Origin of the sequence: Streptomyces sp. NPDC001668 (assembly GCF_042893155.1) — a bacterium.
Lineage (GTDB): Bacteria > Actinomycetota > Actinomycetes > Streptomycetales > Streptomycetaceae > Streptomyces.
In genome coordinates, this window is the sequence record NZ_JBIAUQ010000023.1 from 114542 (window position 1) to 132771 (window position 18230).

Here is an 18230-nt window from a genome sequence, read left to right on the forward strand (position 1 = left end):
GCGCAAGCCCTGTGGACTGGACGAGCGAGCGCAATGTCAGACTAGGAGTAAATATGACCGAAATACGGGATTGATTCCGTGTGTCTTCCTGTGGGGTTGTGAGCCTTGGCCTACGCAGCGGTGAAAGTTATCCACAGGCTGAGGGCGACTGGTGGCTGAAGTCGGGCAACCCGGTCAGAATTTGGGCATGGGGGATACGGACCGGGCCACTCCTCAAGGGAGATCCGGCCCTGGACGGTGACCGGTGCGATCTACAGCTGGAGGCAGCAGTGGTGAGGACAGCGACACTGGGGCCGGCGCAGCGCGCCGAGTCACTCGCGGCGATGGCCGAGCGCGAACTGGACATCCTGGTGGTGGGAGCCGGGGTGGTCGGTGCGGGAACCGCGCTCGACGCGGTCACCCGGGGCCTGTCCGTGGGACTGGTCGAGGCGCGTGACTGGGCGTCGGGCACCTCCAGCCGCTCCAGCAAGCTGATCCACGGCGGCCTGCGCTATCTGGAGATGCTCGACTTCGCCCTCGTACGCGAGGCGTTGAAGGAGCGCGGGCTCCTGCTGGAGCGGCTCGCCCCCCATCTGGTGAAGCCCGTTGCCTTCCTGTACCCCTTGCAGCACAAGGGGTGGGAGCGCTGGTACGCCGGCTCGGGCGTCGCGCTCTACGACGCCATGTCGATGGCCCGCGGGCACGGTCGGGGACTGCCCGCGCACCGGCACCTGAGCCACCGTCACGCCCTGCGTGTCGCACCCGCCTTGAGGAAGGACGCCCTGGTCGGGGCGCTTCAGTACTACGACGCCCAGATGGACGACGCCCGCTTCGTGGCCACCCTCGTGCGCACGGCGACCGCCTACGGCGCCAAGACCGCCAACCGCGCGCGGGTGACCGGGTTCCTGCGGGAGGGCGAGCGGGTGGTCGGGGCCCGGGTGCAGGACGTCGAGGCGGGCGGGGAGTACGAGATCCGCGCCAAGCAGGTGGTCAACGCGACCGGGGTGTGGACCGACGACACCCAGGCGATGGTCGGCGAGCGGGGACAGTTCCACGTCCGCGCCTCCAAGGGCATCCACCTCGTCGTGCCCAAGGACCGCATCCACTCCTCGACCGGACTGATCCTGCGCACCGAGAAGTCCGTGCTGTTCGTCATCCCCTGGGGCCGGCACTGGATCATCGGCACCACCGACACCGACTGGGACCTCGACAAGGCCCACCCGGCCGCCTCCAGCGCGGACATCGACTACCTGCTGGAGCACGTGAACTCGGTGCTCGCGGTGCCGCTGACCCGGGACGACGTGCAGGGCGTGTACGCGGGCCTCAGGCCCCTGCTCGCGGGCGAGTCGGACGCCACCAGCAAGCTCTCCCGCGAGCACACCGTGGCGCACCCGGTGCCGGGGCTTGTCGTCGTGGCGGGCGGCAAGTACACGACCTACCGGGTGATGGCCAAGGACGCCGTCGACGAGGCGGTGCACGGCCTCGACACCAGGGTCGCCGAATGCGTCACGGAGGACGTGCCGCTGCTGGGCGCCGAGGGCTACCGGGCGCTGTGGAACGCGCGGGCGCGGATCGCGGCGCGGACCGGGCTTCATGTCGTCCGGGTCGAGCATCTGCTGAATCGGTACGGCAGCCTCGCGGAGGAGGTCCTCGACCTCATCGCCTCCGACGCCACGCTGGGCGAACCGCTGCAGGCCGCCGACGACTACCTGCGCGCCGAGGTCGTCTACGCCGCCTCGCACGAGGGCGCGCGGCATCTGGACGACGTGCTGACCCGGCGCACCCGGATCTCCATCGAGACCTTCGACCGGGGTGTGCGCTCCGCCCGTGAGGCCGCCGAGCTGATGGCGCCGGTGCTGGGCTGGGACAAGGACCAGATCGAGCGCGAGGTCGAGCACTACGAGAAGCGGGTCGAGGCGGAACGGGAGTCGCAGCTGCAGCCGGACGATCTGACCGCGGACGCGGCGCGGTTGGGGGCGCCGGACATCGCGCCGCTGTAGCCCGCCCGAAGCGAGGCCGACCCACATCACTCGAACGAGTGTCGTGAGCTGGGATCTTCGTTCGGGGACCGGTCGTTCTACGAGGTGCGGGGGCAGAACTCGGCGGCGAGCAGGGCCGGTTCGAGGCCGGGGTCTGCCACCGACGTCGTGTTCACGCGGAAGGTGAGGACGCGACGGCCGCCGACCGTGGCTGCGCTGCGCACGTAGCTGCCGGTGATGCGGCCGTTGTGCCCCCACACCGTCGTGCCGCACGGCAGCTTCACCGGGAACAGCCCCATGCCGTACAGGCCGTGTGCGGTGCGGGTGTCCGTCATCTCGTGCAGCCAGTACGGGGACAGCAGCCGGCCGCCGAGCAGTGCCGCGTAGAAGCGGTCCAGGTCGGCGAGGGTGCTCACCAGCTCGCCCGCGGCCCCGGCCACCCGCGGGTCGAGCGCGGTGACGTCGGACCCGTCGGCGGAGTAGGCGCGGCCGTGCGGGGAGGGGAGCGAGGTGCGCGCACCAGGAAAGGAGGTGCCGGTCAGGCGCAGCGGGGCGATGATCCGCCGCTCGGCCTCGGTGGCGTAGGAGTCGCCGGTGACCTGTTGGATCACCATGCCCAGCAGGACGTAGTTGGTGTTCGAGTAGGAGTAGCGGCCGCGGTCGGCCGGAGGGTGGGTGAGCGCGATACGGACGGCTTGGACAGGAGTGAGGGGGACCAGACCCCGGGTGTCGGTGGTGAAGTCGTGCAGGCCGCTGGTGTGGGTGAGCAGGGCGCGCAGGGTCAGCGCGCGGCCGTCGTTGCCGGCTCCGCGCACCAGGCCGGGCAGGTGCTGCTCCACCGTGTCGGACAGCTTCAGGCGGTGTTCCGCGGCCAGTTGGAGGACGACCGTCGCGATGAAGGTCTTGGTGATGCTGCCGGCGCGGAAGTGGTCGGCGCGGGCGACTCCCGGACCGGCCTCGGCGTAACGGGTCCCGCTCTGTTCCCGGGCCAGGAGCGCGGCGGCCGGAGCCCCGCCCTGCGCGACCAGTAGCGGAAGCACCGCGTCCGCGGGCGCGGCCGAGGGGGAGGACGCCGCCGGGGCCAGGGCGAGCAGCGCCAGGGTCACCGGGACGGCCAGTAGAGCCCGAAGTGGCGGCATCGCGGATCCTCCCTTGTCGGGGGCCATCATGCAGGGTCGCGGGGCGGGACGGTCAGGCGGTCCATGGGGGTGAGGGTGGGGGCGTGGTGGGGGAGGGGGGAGGGGGGAGGGGGAGGCCGGGGAGGGTGTGGTGGGCGCGCGGGGGCGGCGGGGGCGGTGCGTGGAGGGGCCATGGGCGGTGCGGGGGCCTTGGGGTGCGGGGGGCCTTGGCGGGGCCTTGGGGGTCCGGGACTGTCGGTGGGTGGGGGCTGTGTGTGGAAGTGGCCGTGGGCGGTGCCCGGGGTCTCTCGGGGTGCGGGAGGCGTGAGCGAGCGGGGGCCGTGCGTGGAGGGGGCCGAGGGCGGGCGCGGGCCTTGGGGTGTGGACTGTGTTGAGGGGGCCGAGGGAGGTCGGGACCTTTGGCGGTGCGGGAGGCGTGAGCGAGCGGGGGCCGTGCGTGGAGGGGGCCGAGGGCGGGCGCGGGCTTGGGGTGGGGACTGTGTTGAGGGGGCCGAGGGAGGTCGGGACCTTTGGCGGTGCGGGAGGTGTGAGCGAGCGGGGGGCCGTGTGTTGAGGGGCCGAGGGAGGTCGGGACCTTTGGCGGTGCGGGAGGTGTGAGCGAGCGGGGGGGCCGTGTGTTGAGGGGCCGAGGGCGGTGCGGGGGCCTTGGCGTGGGGGCTGTGTGTGGAGGGGGCCGGGGGTGGCGGGGGCCTTTGGCGGTGCGGGAGCTGTAAGCAGGTGGGAACTGTGTGTTGAGGAGCGCGGCGGGTCGGCGGGACTCGTGTGCCGGCATCGTCGGGCCGTGCCGCGGGCCGGGCGGAGCCAGGGGCACCCTGGGCGTCGGGCACTTGTCGGGTGAGGGACAATGGAGGCTCTGTCAGGGCGGGTTCATGAGGGGACGCATGTCGGACGCGGAGCGGGCGGGAGCATCCCGGCAGGACGAGAACAAGCGTCTCCTCGCCGGGCGGTACCGGCTGGGAGGAGTGCTCGGCCGCGGAGGCATGGGCACGGTGTGGCGCGCCGAGGACGAGACCCTGGGCAGGACGGTGGCCGTCAAGGAACTCCGGTTCCCGTCCAGCATCGACGAGGACGAGAAGCGCCGGCTGATCACGCGCACGCTGCGTGAGGCCAAGGCGATCGCGCGGATCCGCAACACCAGCGCGGTGACCGTGTACGACGTGGTCGACGAGGACGACCGGCCGTGGATCGTGATGGAGCTCGTCGAGGGCAAGTCGCTCGCCGAGGTCATCCGGGAGGACGGGCTGCTGGAGCCCAAGCGTGCGGCCGAGGTGGGTCTCGCGATCCTCGACGTGCTCAGGTCCGCGCACCGCGAGGGCATCCTGCACCGGGACGTGAAGCCGTCCAACGTGCTGATCTCCGAGGACGGCCGGGTCGTGCTCACCGACTTCGGCATCGCCCAGGTCGAGGGCGACCCGTCCATCACCTCCACCGGCATGCTGGTCGGGGCCCCTTCCTACATCTCCCCGGAGCGGGCCCGTGGGCACAAGCCGGGACCCGCGGCCGACATGTGGTCGCTCGGCGGGCTGCTGTACGCGGCGGTCGAGGGCGCCCCGCCGTACGACAAGGGGTCGGCGATCGCGACGCTCACCGCGGTGATGACCGAACCGCTGGAGGAGCCGAAGAACGCGGGGCCGCTCAAGGACGTCATCTACGGCCTGCTCACCAAGGACCCCGCCCAGCGGCTCGACGACAGCCGTGCGCGGGCCATGCTCACCTCGGTGATCCACGCGCCCGAGCCGAAGCCGGCCGAGCCGGAGCCGGAGCCGGCGGCGGACGCGACCCGGGTGGTGCCGTTGCCGGCCCAGCCGGAGGAGCGCGCGGGCGGGGAGCGGCTGCGTGGGGCGTTTCGTTCGGTGCGGAAGGCCGCCGGTGCGGCGGCGACGTCCGCGGCCGCGTCCCGCACCAAGTCCGGGAGCGGTACGGAGGGTTCGGGCGGCGCGGGCAAGGGCGCGGCTGCGGGCTCGGGGGGCGGGAAGGTGCCCGCCCAGGCTTCCGGGGCCGCTTCGACGGCCGCGGTCTCCCCGGCTGCTTCCGCCGCCTCTCCGGCTTCCTCGGCGCCTTCTGCCTCTCGGGAGAAGAGTGCTCCGGGGGCGGCCTCGGCATCGGGTGCCGCCACGGCCTCGAAGTCGGCTTCGGCGTCCGCTTCGAGTGCGGCGGCCGGGGTCCGGGACGGGAAGACACAGCAGGCCGACGCGGTGTCGGGCGGGCGGAGTTCGGGATGGCCCGTGATGACGCCGCCGCCGGACCTGGCGCCGAGGCCGGTGCCCAGGGCGCCGCTCACCGACGTGGTGCCCCGGCGGACGCTGGTGATCATCGCGGTGGTCGTGGTGCTCGCGGTCATCGGTACCGTGCTGGCCCTCACGCTCGGCGGGGACGACGGCAGCGACGGGGCCAAGGGCGGCGGCACCAAGGCGTCGGCGAGCGCGAGTTCCAGTGCCGACACCAAGGAGGACGAGAGCGGGGGCACCAAGACCGACGGGTCCACCGGCGGGTCCGCCTCGGCGGATACCGGTGCCGGGGCCGCGAACACGCCGAGTGCCGAGGAGAGCGGCCGGAGTTCGGAAGGGTCCTCCGGTTCCGGGGACTCCGCCGGCGGCGCCGCGGTGGTGTCGACGCACAAGGGGAGTCAGGGTTACTCGATCGGGCTGCCGGAGGGGTGGAAGTTCCAGACCAGCAGTTCCGCGGGCGACCGGTTCACCGGGCCCGACGGTCAGAAGCTGCTCGTCGGCTGGACCAGCGCGCCCAAGGGTGACCCGGTGGCGGACTGGGAGAGCCAGGAACAGGGCATGCGCCGCCCGCAGTACACCAGGATCCGAATAGACCAGGTGAGCTACCGGGGCTGGAACACGGCCGACTGGGAGTTCACCTATGTGGAGAGCGGTACGAAGTACCGGACGATCGACCGTGGATTCGTCGTCAACGACCATCTCGGATATGGGCTGATGTACACCGCGAAAGCCGCGAACTGGGGCACTGGGCTGCGCAAGGACACATGGCAGACGCTCGCTCGTACCTTCGAACCGAAGTCGTGACGCGCTGTGCGGTGAGCGGTTCTGCGTTTGGGCGGTGAGATCTGTCATCCCCTCTTTGCGGGTTGCCTCCGGCACGTATCGTGAGTGTTCGTGGACCGTCTGCATCCAGGTTCGGATGCGGAACGGGTCGCGAGGCGAACGGAATTGACCAACCGGGCGGCCGGGGGAGGCAACGTGGACGACTATGCGGGTCGGGTGCTCGCCGACCGCTACCGCCTGCCGCTGCCTCCGTCCGACGAGTACGAACTCACCGACACCCGCGCCTTCGACACCTACAGCGGACAGGAAGTCCTGGTCAGGCAGGTCCCGTTGCCCGAGGTCGTCGAGGCGGAAGTGCTCGACGCGGAGGGGCTGCCCGACGGTTTCACGGCCCGGGACCCCCGGGGTTCGCGGCGGACCTCGGGGCGGGGCGGTGCGCGCGGGCCCGCGGAACCCGCCGTGCGGCGGGCCGTCGAGGCCGCGCAGGCCGCTGCCCGGATCCCCGACCATCCGCGCCTCGACCAGGTCTTCGACGTGTTCGCCGAGGGCGGTTCGCTGTGGGTCGTCAGCGAGTTGGTGGCCGCACGGCCGCTGGCGGCGCTGCTCGCCGAGAAGCCGCTGACGCCGTACCGGGCGGCCGAGGTCGCCTCCGACGTGCTGATGGCGCTGCGGGTGCTGCACGCGCACGGCTGGGTGCACCGCAACATCACCGCCCGCACGGTACTGGTCTGCGACGACGGCCGGGTCATGCTCACCGGCCTCGCGGTCGGCGCGGCCGAGGAGGCACTGTGCGGCTACGACCCGGTGCCGGCCGAGGCGGGGGAATGGGGCGCCGGGGGCGGGGAGTTCGGGTCCGGTCCGGACGGCGGACTTGGGGAAGGCGACGGGCGAGGGGGGCCCGGGGGACCTGGCGGGCCTGATGGACACCGGGTGCCCGGGCAGACGACGAGCCCTGCCGGGACGCATGGCGGGGCGGGCGGTGCTCGTACGCCTCTCGGAAACGGTGACGCCGACGCGGCCTTCGGGCTGGGCGCCCACGGCGCGGGGCCGGGAGCGGGGGGTGCGCTCACCTTCGGTGGCGGTGACCCCGAGGCCGCCCGGCGGGCCGCGATCGAGGCGCGGGAGTCCCGCGGGCTGCCCGGCGCCGGGGTCGAGGCGACGAACGGATCCGGGGCGTCGGCGGAGGTCGCCCGCAGGGATCCCGACGGCGGTACGGACATCCGCGCCGCGCGGGCCGGGGCGATCGCCGCGTACCGCGCGGGCGCACGGGCCGCGGCCCGCGTCCAGGAGGCACAGAGCGGCAGGGCCGCCCTGCCCGGAGCCCGCCCGGCCCCCGAAGCCGGCCCCGCCGCACGAACCCGGGACGCCGACCCCGCCGTACAGGCCAACGGGGTGACGCAGTCGCCGTATCCGTCGGGCAGCGGCGGTCCGCAGTCGCCGTATTCCCCGGTCAACGGCCTTGCGCAGTCGTCGCATCCGGGCGTGACCGGTGTCGAGCAGGTGCCCGGGGCCGTCGCCCCGGGGCGGATCGCCGACCCCTATGGCGTGCGGCGGCCCGCGCCCTGGCACGGTGCCGTGCCGCGTGGTGGGGACACGGGACCCGTGGGTGAGGTGACCGCGCACGACGCGGTGCCCGCCGTCGAGCAGGCGCCCGCGCCCACCCGTTGGGAGGACCTTCCCCCGGCCGACGCCCCCGCCCGCCGTGGCCCGGCGACCGCGCTCGCCGCCGAGCGGGCGAGGCAGGCCCGGATGGCCGTGGTGGGACCCGTCACCGAGCGGTGGGCACCGGAGCAGGCCGGGCCGGTGCACGAGAACTGGCAGCTCGCCGCACCCATCGGGCCCGCGACCGACCTGTGGGCCCTCGGGGCGTTGTTGTTCCGGGCTGTTCAGGGGCACGCGCCCTATCCCGAGGAGTCGACGGCCGAGCTGGTGCAGCTGGTGTGCGCCGAGCCGCCCGCCTTCGCGGAGGAGTGCGGGCCGCTGCGGCCGGTCGTGGAGTCGCTGCTGCGGCAGGACCCGACCGAGCGGCTGGACTTCGAGGAACTGCGCGGCTGGCTGCGCTCGCTGGTGCGGTCCGCGCCCGAGCCGGAGGCCGGTGTCCATGTCGTCGCCGCGCCGCCCGTGGACGCGAGCCGGCTGCCGATCGTGCGGCGCCGGGGCGAGTTGGTGCGCAGGCGGCGCGCCGGGCTGCCCGCGACGCACGGCCGGCACAAGCGGGCCCGGGACGAGGCCGCTCCGTCACCGCGCCGCCTGGGCCGCAATCTGCTGCTGCTCATCCTGCTGGTGATGGCCGCGGCGATCGCGTACGCCATGTACTTCATGCCGAAGACGGACCCCGACGACGAGGGCGCCGCCCAGAGGACGGGTTCCACCAGTCAGGCCGGTCCGGCGCAGTCCCCGGAGGCCGGCGGTGCACCCCGGCCCGAGCCGACGAGCCCGGAGCCGACCACTCCCGGGCCGTCCCGGTCCAGCGGTGCCGCCGAGACGCAGACCGCGGGGCCCGAGGTCGCCGACGGCTTCGCCCTGCGCACGGACGCCGAGGGCTTCAAGGTCGCTGTGGCCAACGGCTGGGACCGCACCCCGAGGAACGGCCGCGGCCAGGTGGTCTACTCGCACGGCGGCTTCGAGCTGATCGTCGTCCCCGGGCGGGACACCGCGGCCGCGAACGGCGGCGATCCGATGGTCTACCAGCGGGAGAAGGAGCCCGAGCTCCAGCCCTACCGCGACTCCAGCTGGGCCACCGCCACCGGGCTGAAGTCGATCCAGGTGGGCACCAGGAGCATGGCCGAGGGGCAGTTCACCTGGACCGGCGACGACGGGCGCGAGTTGTACGTGCGCAATGTCGCGATCCTGATCGGCGGGAAGTACCACGTACTTCAGGTGCGCGGACCGGAGGCGGAGCGGGACGAGGTGACCCGGCTGTACGAGCAGGCGTCGGCCACGTACCAGGTGACCGGCTGACGGACGCCGTACCGGCGCCGTGGGTTCACTCGTGCTTCGCGGAAGCGACAACCGTCACAGTGAGGTCTCCTTGACGCCCCCCTGGTTCCCCTCGGCGCGGGCCGGTCCTTAGTCTGACTGCGTCAAGAGCATTGCGGGGAAACGTGAATCAGATGCAGGGCCTGCTCCTCGCGGGGCGCTATCGGCTCGCCGACCCGATAGGCAAGGGCGGCATGGGCCGGGTCTGGCGTGCCCACGACGAGGTGCTGCACCGGGCCGTGGCGATCAAGGAGCTGACCGCCGCGCTCTACGTTTCCGAGAGCGACCAGGCCGTGCTGCTGGCCCGCACCCGGGCCGAGGCGCGCGCGGCCGCCCGGATCAACCACTCGGCCGTCGTCACCGTGCACGACGTGCTCGACCACGACGGCCGGCCCTGGATCGTGATGGAGCTGGTCGAGGGCCGCTCGCTGGCCGACGCCGTCAAGGAGGACGGCCGTATCGAGGCGCGTGAGGCGGCCCGGATCGGGATGTGGGTGCTGCGGGCGCTGCGTGCCGCGCACTCCGCCGGGGTCCTGCACAGGGATGTGAAACCCGGAAACGTCCTCCTCGCCCGGGACGGCCGTGTCCTGCTCACCGACTTCGGGATCGCGCAGATCGAGGGCGACACCACCATCACCCGCACCGGAGAGGTCGTCGGCTCGGTCGACTACCTCGCCCCCGAGCGGGTCCGCGGCGCCGACCCGGGCCCGTCCGCCGACCTGTGGGCGCTCGGTGCCACGCTGTACACGGCCGTCGAGGGACGGTCACCCTTTCGCCGGACGACCCCGCTGACCACCATGCAGGCCGTGGTCGACGAGGAGCCCGCCGAGCCGCGTCACGCCGGTCCGCTCGGGCCCGTCATCGCCGCCCTGCTGCACAAGGACCCCGCCGTGCGGCCCGGCGCGGCCGAGGCCGAGCAGATGCTCGCCGAGGCGGCGGAGGGGCGGCGGCCGAGCGCGGCACAGGCGTATGTGCCGACGCAACACGGGGGTTCCCGCCATGAGCCGGGGGCGTACAACGGCGTACACAGCGGGGCCCACAGCGGCTCCCACAGTGGGCTCGGCACACCGGTCACGGGCACACAGGGCACGGCCACACCCGTCAGCGGAAACTCGTATCCCTCCGCCACAGGACCGTCGTACTCCTCGGGCTCGGGCCCGACGTACCACTCGGGCACTCCGTACCACCAGGCCACCGCTCCCACGGCCACCGCCCCCACGACCGTCGGCCCCACGACCGTCGGCCCTCCGCACCACCACGGCACCGGCCCCATGGCCCCGGCCGCCCCGCCGAGGCGTCGTCGGCTGCGCTCCGTCGCGCTCGTGGTCGCGCTCGCCGCGGTCGTCAGCGCCGGGACCGTGGTCGCGCTGCAGAAGTGGGACGAGGCACGGGGCACAGGCGCAACGGCCGGCACCTCCGCCTCGCCGAGCGCCGCGCCCAGCACCACGCCGGGTGCGGACACGGGCGGGGTCCGGGACGGCTGGATCCGGTACCCCGATCCCGTGGGCTTCAGCGTCTCCCTGCCCAAGGGCTGGAAGCGCACGGTCTTCGGCACCCCGGCCAACGGCCTCACCCAGATCGACTACTCCCCGGACGAGGGCAGGCACTTCCTGCGGATCGCCGTCGACACCGCGCCGGACTTCGACGACCCGCTCCTCCACCAGCAGAACCTGGAGAAGCAGATCGACGGGTTCAAGGACTACCACCGCGTGAGCATGGTCGAGAACACCTACCGGGACCGGCCGGGCGCCCGCTGGGAGTACACCTGGACCGCGCAGCCGAAGGACAACCCCTTCCCGGGGCCGCGCCGGGCCGTGGAGGAGATGTACATGTCCCGGGACGGCGTCGAGTACGCGATCTACATGTCGGCGCCCGCCACCAACTGGTCGGCCACCAGCGAGCAGTTCACGGCCGTGCTCCAGGGCTGGCGCGAGCCGAACAGCTGACGGAGTTGGCCGGTCACCGCCCCGGAGCGCGTTCGTCCGCTGCGGCATGATGGGGCGCATGGGGACCGAGGGGGACACCTTCCGTGTGATCGCGGGCCGTTATCGCCTGGAGGCGAGGATCGGGCGCGGCGGCATGGGCGTGGTGTGGCGAGCGACCGACCAACTGCTCGGCCGGCAGGTCGCCGTCAAGGAGATCCCCCTCGACGAGACACTCTCCGCCGAGGACGCCCGGTTGCAGCGCGAGCGCACCCTGCGCGAGGCCGGAGCGGTCGCCCGGCTGCGCCACCCGCACATCATGGTGGTCCATGACGTCGTCGAGCAGGACGAACGCCCGTACATCGTCATGGAGTTGATCGACGGCGGCTCCCTGGCCGACCGGATCTCCGCCGACGGCCCGGTCGACGCCGCCGAGGCCGCCCGGATCGGCGCCGACCTGCTGAGCGCGCTTCGCGCCGCGCACGCGGCCGGGGTGCTGCACCGGGACATCAAGCCCGCCAACGTCCTCGTCGAGTCCGGCACCGGGCGGGTCGTCCTCACCGACTTCGGCATCGCCCAGGTCGCGGGCGCCACCACGCTCACCGAGACCGGCTCCTTCGTCGGCTCGCCCGAGTACACCGCGCCCGAGCGGATGTCCGGCGTCAGGACCGGCCCGGAGGCCGACCTGTGGTCCCTGGGCGCGCTGCTGTGCACGGCCCTCAGCGGCGAATCGCCGTTCCGGCGCGACTCGTTGGGCGGCATCCTGCACGCCGTCGTCATCGACGAGATCCGGCCGCCCGCACAGGCCGCGCCGCTCCTCCCGGTCGTGCGGGGCCTGCTGGAGCGGGATCCCGAGCGCCGGCTGGACGCGGTGGAGGCGGAGCGGATGCTGCGGGCCTTCGCGGAGACGGGCCGCACGCCGCCGCGCCGGGCGCCCGAGCGCGCGTACACGCCGACCGAGCGGGACCTTCCGCTACGGCGTGCCGCGGCGCTGCGGGTTCTTCCGCTACGGCGGTCCCCGGCGCCGGAGCCGTCGGGGAGCGGCGGGTCCGCGGCACCGGCGCGGTCGAGGCGGGGCGTGCTCGCGGCGGCGCTGCTGGTCGCCGTGCTGGCGGGAGCCGGGGTGTCGGCGGCGGTGCTGCTGATGGACCGGGGCGGGAGCGACGGCCGTACGGCCACCGGGAGTTCGGCGCCCGGGACACCCGCGAGCGGCACCACGCGAACGGCGGAGCCCACGCCCACCTCCACCACGCCCACCGCGACCACGCCCGCCACCCCCGTCGCGACCCTCCCCTCGGCACCCTCCGGTTACCGCGTCGCCGAGGACCCCGCCGGGTTCGCGCTCGCCGTGCCCGACGGGTTCACCCGTCAGCCGCAGGGGGAGCGGGTCTTCTACCTCTCACCCGGGGAGACCTTCCGCCTCGGCGTCAAGGTCACCGACCCCCAGCCCGGCGGCCCGCTGGGCGTGATGCGGCGCGCGGCCGCCAAGGGCCCGGAGAGCAACCCCGGTTACCGCGCGGGCCGGGTCACCTCGACCACGCACCGCGGACACCCCGCCGCTCTCTGGGAGTTCACCTGGGACGGCTTCAGCGCGGCCGAGGGCGCCCGGCACACCTACGACCTGTGCTGGGAGGAGAACGGGCGGCTGTACGACGTGTGGGTGTCGGCGCCGGTCGGGAAGGTGCGGGAGGCCAGGGAGCACTTCGACGTGGCCGTCGACACGTTCACGCTGCCGTAGGGATACGTCACGGGTGTGTGACCGGAATGCGTCACCTCTGGATGCCTGTGTGCCTGGCGCGATATGGATGAACCCATGAGCGCCAGCGGGGGAGTCGGCCACGAGTCCGACGAGACGACGAGTTATGTTCTGCAACCTCCCAGGCCGCCTCAGCCGGAGTCGGGCGTCGGCCGGCTGATCGCGGGCCGGTACCGGCTGCTCGCCAAGCTCGGGCACGGTGGCATGGGCACGGTGTGGCGGGCCAAGGACGAGACGGTGGACCGCGAGGTGGCCGTCAAGGAACCCCGCGTCCCGGACCATCTTCCCGAACGTGAACGGGGTAACGCCTTCGAGCGGATGCGGCGGGAGGCGCGGGCCGCGGCCCGGCTCGACCACCCGTCCGTCGTGAACGTGCACGACGTGGCGGTCGTGGACGGCCGGCCGTGGATCGTGATGGAGCTGGTGCGGGGCCGTTCGCTGGGCGACGCGTTGCAGGAGGGCACGCTCGGGGCACGGGAAGCGGCGAGAATCGGCCTCGATGTGCTCGGCGCGCTGGAGGCCGCGCACGCGGCGGGCATCCTGCACAGGGATGTGAAACCGGACAACGTCCTCCTCGGCCGTCATGACCGGGTCGTCCTCACCGACTTCGGCATAGCCCAGATCGAGGGTGAGACCAACCTGACCGACACCGGTGGCTTCGTCGGCTCGCCCGAGTTCATCGCCCCGGAGCGGGTGCTGGGCCAGCGCCCCGGACCGGCCTCCGACCTGTGGTCGCTCGGCGTGGTCCTGTACGCGGCGACGGAGGGGGTCTCGCCGTTCCGCCGCAGCAACACCCCCGCGACCCTCCAGTCGGTCCTCAACGCCATGCCCGCGCCGCCCGCCGCCGCGCACGGACCGCTCGCCGACGCCATCAACGGCCTGCTCCAGAAGGACCCGGCGCGCCGCCCGAACGCCGCGCAGGTCCGGGCGCTCCTGGAGGCCACCGCGAACCCGCCCGCCCCCGAGCCCACGCAGATCGTGCGGACCGTGGAGGTGCCGGCGGCCGGCGGTCTCCGGCTGGGCCGCAGGGCGTGGCTCGGGCTCGGCGCGGCGGCCGTCGCGGCCGCGGTGGCGGCCTACCTGGTGATCGCGGACCCGTTCGCGGGACCGCTGCCGGACGGCTGGACGAAGAAGCACACCAAGGACGTCGCTGCGACCCTGGCGGTGCCGGCGGACTACCAGCCCGCCACGCCCGACCGGAAGACGGACAAGGCCCACTGGATCACGTACACCGACTACAGCGGCAGCATCTGGATCGGCCTGAGCCTGGAGCGCAGGGCGGAGGACACCGCGAAGGACATCGCCGGGTCCGCGGCGGCCGAGATGTACGACGACGACAGCCGGTTCAAGGAGAGCGGCGACTACGACCTCGACATGCCGGACACCGCGACGACCCGGCCCGAGGACACGACGTACCAGGGCGCCAAGGCCGCCCAGAACACCGTCACGTACACCACCACGGACAGCCAGCACCCGCGCCCGCGCGAGGTCCAGATCTTCTACTACCGCACCTCCACCGGCGACATGTACAAGCTCACCGTCAGCTATCCGGGCAAGGGGGACTTCACGGGGCGGGGGCGGGAGGTGGCACGGACGGCGATCGCGAATCTGGGGGTGGACCGGCTCTGAGGGCGGTGCGGCTCCGTCGCAATGGCGTTGTCAGTGGCGGCAGTTAAGGTCATCCTCCTGTGGGGCCCATGGGGGTCCGATCTTGGGGGAGGGATCGTGGGACAGCACATGTGGAAGCGGGCGGCGACGGTGGGGACCGCCGCGTTGCTCGCCGTCGGCGGGACCGGGGGCGTGGCCGCGGCGGAGGCCGACGCGGCGCCCGAGGCCCCCGTCGTCACGTCGACGGAGTACCCGGACGACGGCAACTGGCATGACGGTGTGGGCAATTACGGCACGTTCGTGATCGACTCGCCGTCCGACGACGTGGTGGCGTACCGGTACGCGTGGCTCGGCGGCCCGACCCGGACGCTCACGCCTCCCGAGCCCGGCGCCCCCGTGTCGCTGCGCTGGATGCCGCAGAAGGAGGGGGTGACCTACCTTCAGGTCCAGGCGGTCGACTCCGCGGGACACATCAGTGCCAGGGTCACCCACTACGCCAAGGTCCAGGACGGCCGCGCGGCCGTCACCCACTGGGATCCCGACAGCCCGTCCGGCGCGGTCACCGGCCCCGGCGTCACCCTCGGCGCCCCCGGCCCCTCCGGCACCACGGTCGCCTCGGCCGCCTCCTTCGACGGCACGGACGAGGCGTACGCGAGCCTCGGCACTTCGGCGGACCTCTCACGGACCTTCTCGGTCGACGCCTGGGTCCGTCCCGACCGCCTCGACGGCTCCACGACCGCCGTCAGCCACAGCGGCTTCTCGCTGGGCGCGGGTGGCTCGGCCTACTTCTTCGAACTGCCCAATCCGGACGGCGGCGACACGATCCGCGTGACCGGTGGCGCCCCGGAGGAGGGCGAGTGGGCGCACCTCACCGGCGTGTACGACGCCGAGCAGAAGACGGCGAGCCTCTATGTCGACGGGGCGTCCGTGGGGACGGTCGTGGGCGCCGTCGCTCCGGGCGGCACCGGCGCGCTGCGGCTGGGCGCGGACGGCGAGGGCGGCCACTGGCACGGACTGCTCACCGATGTGAACGTCTGGGACCGCGTGTTCGTGCCCGGGGAGATCACCGCGGCGGCGACCCGCGACGCCCAGCGCCTCGGCTACTGGGACCTGGAGTCGGCGACCGACGGGAAGAGCCCGGCGTACGCGGGCGGGGCGCCGCTGACCCTGGGCGGGGACGCGTCGATCTACGCGGCCACGGACGACTGCCCCTGGAACCCCGACTGCGCACCGGTGACGTACCCGATGGTGGGCAACGGCGACCTGCTGCTCGACGGCGACGGTGACTACGCCACCACGCCGACCGCGCTCACCCCGACCGACGCGGGATTCTCGGTGGCCGCGCATGTCCGCCTCCCCGAGGATGTCCCCGCCCGGGACATGACGGTGCTGTCTCAGCCGGGCGAGCACACCGACCTGTTCACCCTGCGCTATGTCGCCGCCTCGGGAACCTGGCAGGCCGTGGTGGCCCACGAGGACCGGGCGGACGCGCCGACCACGACGGTCAGCGCGCCGCTCGATCCCAACGCGCCGGCGGGCGACCAGTTCCTGGCCGTGGTCTACGACGAGAGCACCGACCAGCTGCGGCTGTACGTGGGTGACACCTACGCCGCGGACACCGCGGGCGTGACGGGGCTCGACACCTGGGCGCCCACCGGCGACCTCCAGGTCGGCCGCTCCCTCGCCGCGGGCGGTGGCACCGACCACCTCGCGGGCGAGGTCGACGACGTGCACACCTACGCCGGTGTACTCACCACCGCCCAGCTGGCGGCGCTGCGAGGGGGCGGCACCGACGCCTGAGCACGGATTCCGACAGACGCTCAGGAGGGGGCGGCATGGGTGAGGCGAGCAGCGCGGCACACGCCCTCGTCACGCGGTACGCACGCGACGGGTTCCTCACCCGGGCGAGTGTGGAGCGTGCCGAGTTCGAGGTCTGGGACCGGCTGACCCCGGGCCGGGTCCTGCTCGTCGCCCTTCGGACACTCCTCGCACTGCGTGCGGAGGACGGCCGGACCGACCTCGGCCGTCCGGTGCCGGGACTGGACGAGGAGGAAGCGGGGCTGATGGTCAGGACCCTGCTGGGGGACGCGGCTGCGGCCCCCGAGACCTCGCGCCGCGACCTGATCACGCTCGACCGGCTGCTGGGGCTGCTGACCTCCGTGATCGCCGAGGAGTCGCTGTCCGAGGAAGCGGTGGCCGCCCTCCTGGAGGCCGCGGAGGAGAGCTGCCAGGCCGTCGGACCGTGGGACGTGAGCGACGAGCGTCGGCCGCAGAGCGGTGAAATGGTCGATCTCGGGGGCCTGTTGGTGCCGACGGAGCCTGGTCTGAAGATCGAGCTCATGTCGTCGCGAGGGGACGGCTCCCTCGTCGGGGTCACCGTCATCCGCGGCCGGACGGCGATCCAGCTCCAGGCGTTCCGAGCGCTCGGAGACACCTGCTGGGCGACCGTTCGTGAGGATCTGGCCCGTAAGGTGCGCGGCTGGGGCGGTTCCGCGGAGGAGCGCGTCGGTCCGGCGGGGCACGAACTCCAGGCCGTCGCGCGGATCCAGGGGCCTCCCGGAAAGGACCGCCAGACCCTTCGGGTACTCGGCCACGACGGTCCGGGGTGGATCCTGCGCGGCATCGTGACGGGAGTCGGCGCGGAACCCGACAGCACCGAGGAGTGGCCGTACACCATGTTCCAGGGCACGGTGGTCCGCCCGCCCTCCACTGCCTCGGACACCGACCCGCTGATCCGGCTGCGCCAACCGGAGTCGGGCGTCTGAGCCCGTCGCTTAGACAAGGGCAGGACGCGCACGGTACTCATGTGCCATGAGTGAAGACGGCGAACACCCGCCCGACGGACGTCTGATCGGTGGGCGGTACCGGCTCGTCGAGCGGGTCGGGTCCGGGCCGGCCGGCACGGTGTGGCGGGCCCGCGATGAGCAGCACGAGCCGGACGAGCGGTACGTCGCCGTCAAGGAGCCCCGGCTGACCGGGGATCCGGAGGACGAGGAACGGCAGCGGGCCGCGCACCGGCTGCCGCACGAGGCGCGGGCCGCGGCGTGGGTCGACCATCCGTCGGCCGTCGCCATCCACGACGTACTCCTCGAAGACGAACTGCCGTGGATCGTCATGGAGTTGGTGGAGGGCGAGTCCTTGGAGGCGGCTCTGGCCGAGCGGGGGCCGCTGGCGGACGCGGAGGCCGCCCGGATCGGTCTCGCCGTCCTCGGGGCCCTCCACGCCGCCCACGGGGTCGGCATCGTCCACCGGGACCTCAAGCCGGCCAACATCCTCCTCGAAGCGGCGACCGGGCGTGTCGTCGTCACCGACTTCGGGATCGGCGGCGCCGGGCACGCGGACGGCCGGGAGACCTCCGCCGGGTTCGTCGCTCCGGAGTGCGCGTCGGGGCCCGGGGCGGGGCCGGCCTCCGATCTGTGGTCGCTGGGGGCGGTGCTCCGGATGGCCGTGGCGGACGCCCGGTCCGGTCCGCTGGGGCCGCTGCTGGAGAAGCTCCTCGTGACCGAGCCGGAGGAGCGGCCCCGGGCGGCGGACGTCGCCCGGGCGCTGGCCGAGGCCGCGGGGGCGAGCCTGCCGGAGTGGGCCGTGGAGGACCGGGCACCCGACCGCGCGGCCGCGGAAGCCCCGGCACCCGCCCCCGCGCCGTCCTCGACCGGCGCTCCGGACCCGGCCCCCGAGCCCCCCGAGCCCTCCGAACCCCGGCGCCTGACCGCCCTGGCCGCCTTCGGGCTCCTCCTCCAGAAAAAACCGGAGCGCGGCTGACCGGCGCTGATCATCCCCGCCCCAACCCGCTGATCAGCACATTCACCGCCAGTCATCACTGGCAGGGTGTGTGTACGTCGTGAACGCCCGTTACC

Annotated in this window: 10 protein-coding genes; 9 read left to right on the forward strand and 1 reads right to left on the reverse strand. The window is 73.4% G+C overall.

The window, feature by feature from the left end; genetic code table 11:
* Window positions 1-272 precede the first annotated feature (272 nt).
* On the forward strand, window positions 273-1979 hold the full coding sequence (locus ACFYZ8_RS42725; RefSeq protein WP_359031311.1) for a glycerol-3-phosphate dehydrogenase/oxidase: 1707 nt from the start codon (window positions 273-275) through the stop codon (window positions 1977-1979).
* Window positions 1980-2056: 77 nt separating this feature from the next.
* On the opposite strand, the gene ACFYZ8_RS42730 is transcribed toward ACFYZ8_RS42725, so the two are convergent.
* Entirely contained in the window at window positions 2057-3097 is a 1041-nt protein-coding gene (locus tag ACFYZ8_RS42730; RefSeq protein WP_388541934.1) for a serine hydrolase domain-containing protein, read from the reverse strand.
* Window positions 3098-3978: 881 nt separating this feature from the next.
* Here ACFYZ8_RS42730 and ACFYZ8_RS42735 point away from each other — a divergent pair.
* The 8 genes from ACFYZ8_RS42735 to ACFYZ8_RS42770 all read left to right on the forward strand — a co-directional run bounded on the left by ACFYZ8_RS42735 (window position 3979) and on the right by ACFYZ8_RS42770 (window position 18135).
* Complete coding sequence (locus tag ACFYZ8_RS42735; RefSeq protein WP_388541937.1) at window positions 3979-6129, forward strand: serine/threonine-protein kinase; 2151 nt, start codon at window positions 3979-3981, stop codon at window positions 6127-6129.
* Window positions 6130-6303: 174 nt separating this feature from the next.
* Window positions 6304-9069 (forward strand): protein kinase, encoded by a 2766-nt coding sequence (locus ACFYZ8_RS42740; protein ID WP_388541940.1) that lies wholly within the window; start codon window positions 6304-6306, stop codon window positions 9067-9069.
* A 152-nt stretch (window positions 9070-9221) separates the two neighbouring features.
* Window positions 9222-11033: a serine/threonine-protein kinase gene (locus ACFYZ8_RS42745; protein ID WP_388541971.1), complete on the forward strand. Its 1812-nt coding sequence runs from the start codon at window positions 9222-9224 to the stop codon at window positions 11031-11033.
* A 58-nt stretch (window positions 11034-11091) separates the two neighbouring features.
* Window positions 11092-12747: a serine/threonine-protein kinase gene (locus tag ACFYZ8_RS42750; RefSeq protein WP_388541943.1), complete on the forward strand. Its 1656-nt coding sequence runs from the start codon at window positions 11092-11094 to the stop codon at window positions 12745-12747.
* A 75-nt stretch (window positions 12748-12822) separates the two neighbouring features.
* The gene (locus ACFYZ8_RS42755; RefSeq protein WP_388541946.1) at window positions 12823-14394 is read left to right on the forward strand and encodes a serine/threonine-protein kinase; all 1572 of its coding nucleotides are present in this window, start codon (window positions 12823-12825) and stop codon (window positions 14392-14394) included.
* 96 nt (window positions 14395-14490) lie between these two features.
* Entirely contained in the window at window positions 14491-16173 is a 1683-nt protein-coding gene (locus ACFYZ8_RS42760; protein WP_388541949.1) for a LamG-like jellyroll fold domain-containing protein, read from the forward strand.
* 35 nt (window positions 16174-16208) lie between these two features.
* Complete coding sequence (locus ACFYZ8_RS42765; RefSeq protein WP_388541952.1) at window positions 16209-17138, forward strand: DUF3710 domain-containing protein; 930 nt, start codon at window positions 16209-16211, stop codon at window positions 17136-17138.
* Between the two features lie 46 nt (window positions 17139-17184).
* A complete protein-coding gene (locus ACFYZ8_RS42770; protein WP_388541955.1) occupies window positions 17185-18135 on the forward strand; it encodes a serine/threonine-protein kinase in 951 nt (316 codons plus the stop codon).
* The last annotated feature ends 95 nt before the right edge of the window (window positions 18136-18230 follow it).

Bases quoted from the DNA above. Each gene is read 5' to 3' on its own strand.
- ACFYZ8_RS42755 (WP_388541946.1), top strand. From the start codon at position 12,823: ATGAGCGCCAGCGGGGGAGTCGGCCACGAGTCCGACGAGACGACGAGT.
- ACFYZ8_RS42730 (WP_388541934.1), bottom strand. From the start codon at position 3,097: ATGCCGCCACTTCGGGCTCTACTGGCCGTCCCGGTGACCCTGGCGCTG.
- ACFYZ8_RS42770 (WP_388541955.1), top strand. From the start codon at position 17,185: ATGAGTGAAGACGGCGAACACCCGCCCGACGGACGTCTGATCGGTGGG.
- ACFYZ8_RS42735 (WP_388541937.1), top strand. From the start codon at position 3,979: ATGTCGGACGCGGAGCGGGCGGGAGCATCCCGGCAGGACGAGAACAAG.
- ACFYZ8_RS42745 (WP_388541971.1), top strand. From the start codon at position 9,222: ATGCAGGGCCTGCTCCTCGCGGGGCGCTATCGGCTCGCCGACCCGATA.
- ACFYZ8_RS42765 (WP_388541952.1), top strand. From the start codon at position 16,209: ATGGGTGAGGCGAGCAGCGCGGCACACGCCCTCGTCACGCGGTACGCA.
- ACFYZ8_RS42750 (WP_388541943.1), top strand. From the start codon at position 11,092: ATGGGGACCGAGGGGGACACCTTCCGTGTGATCGCGGGCCGTTATCGC.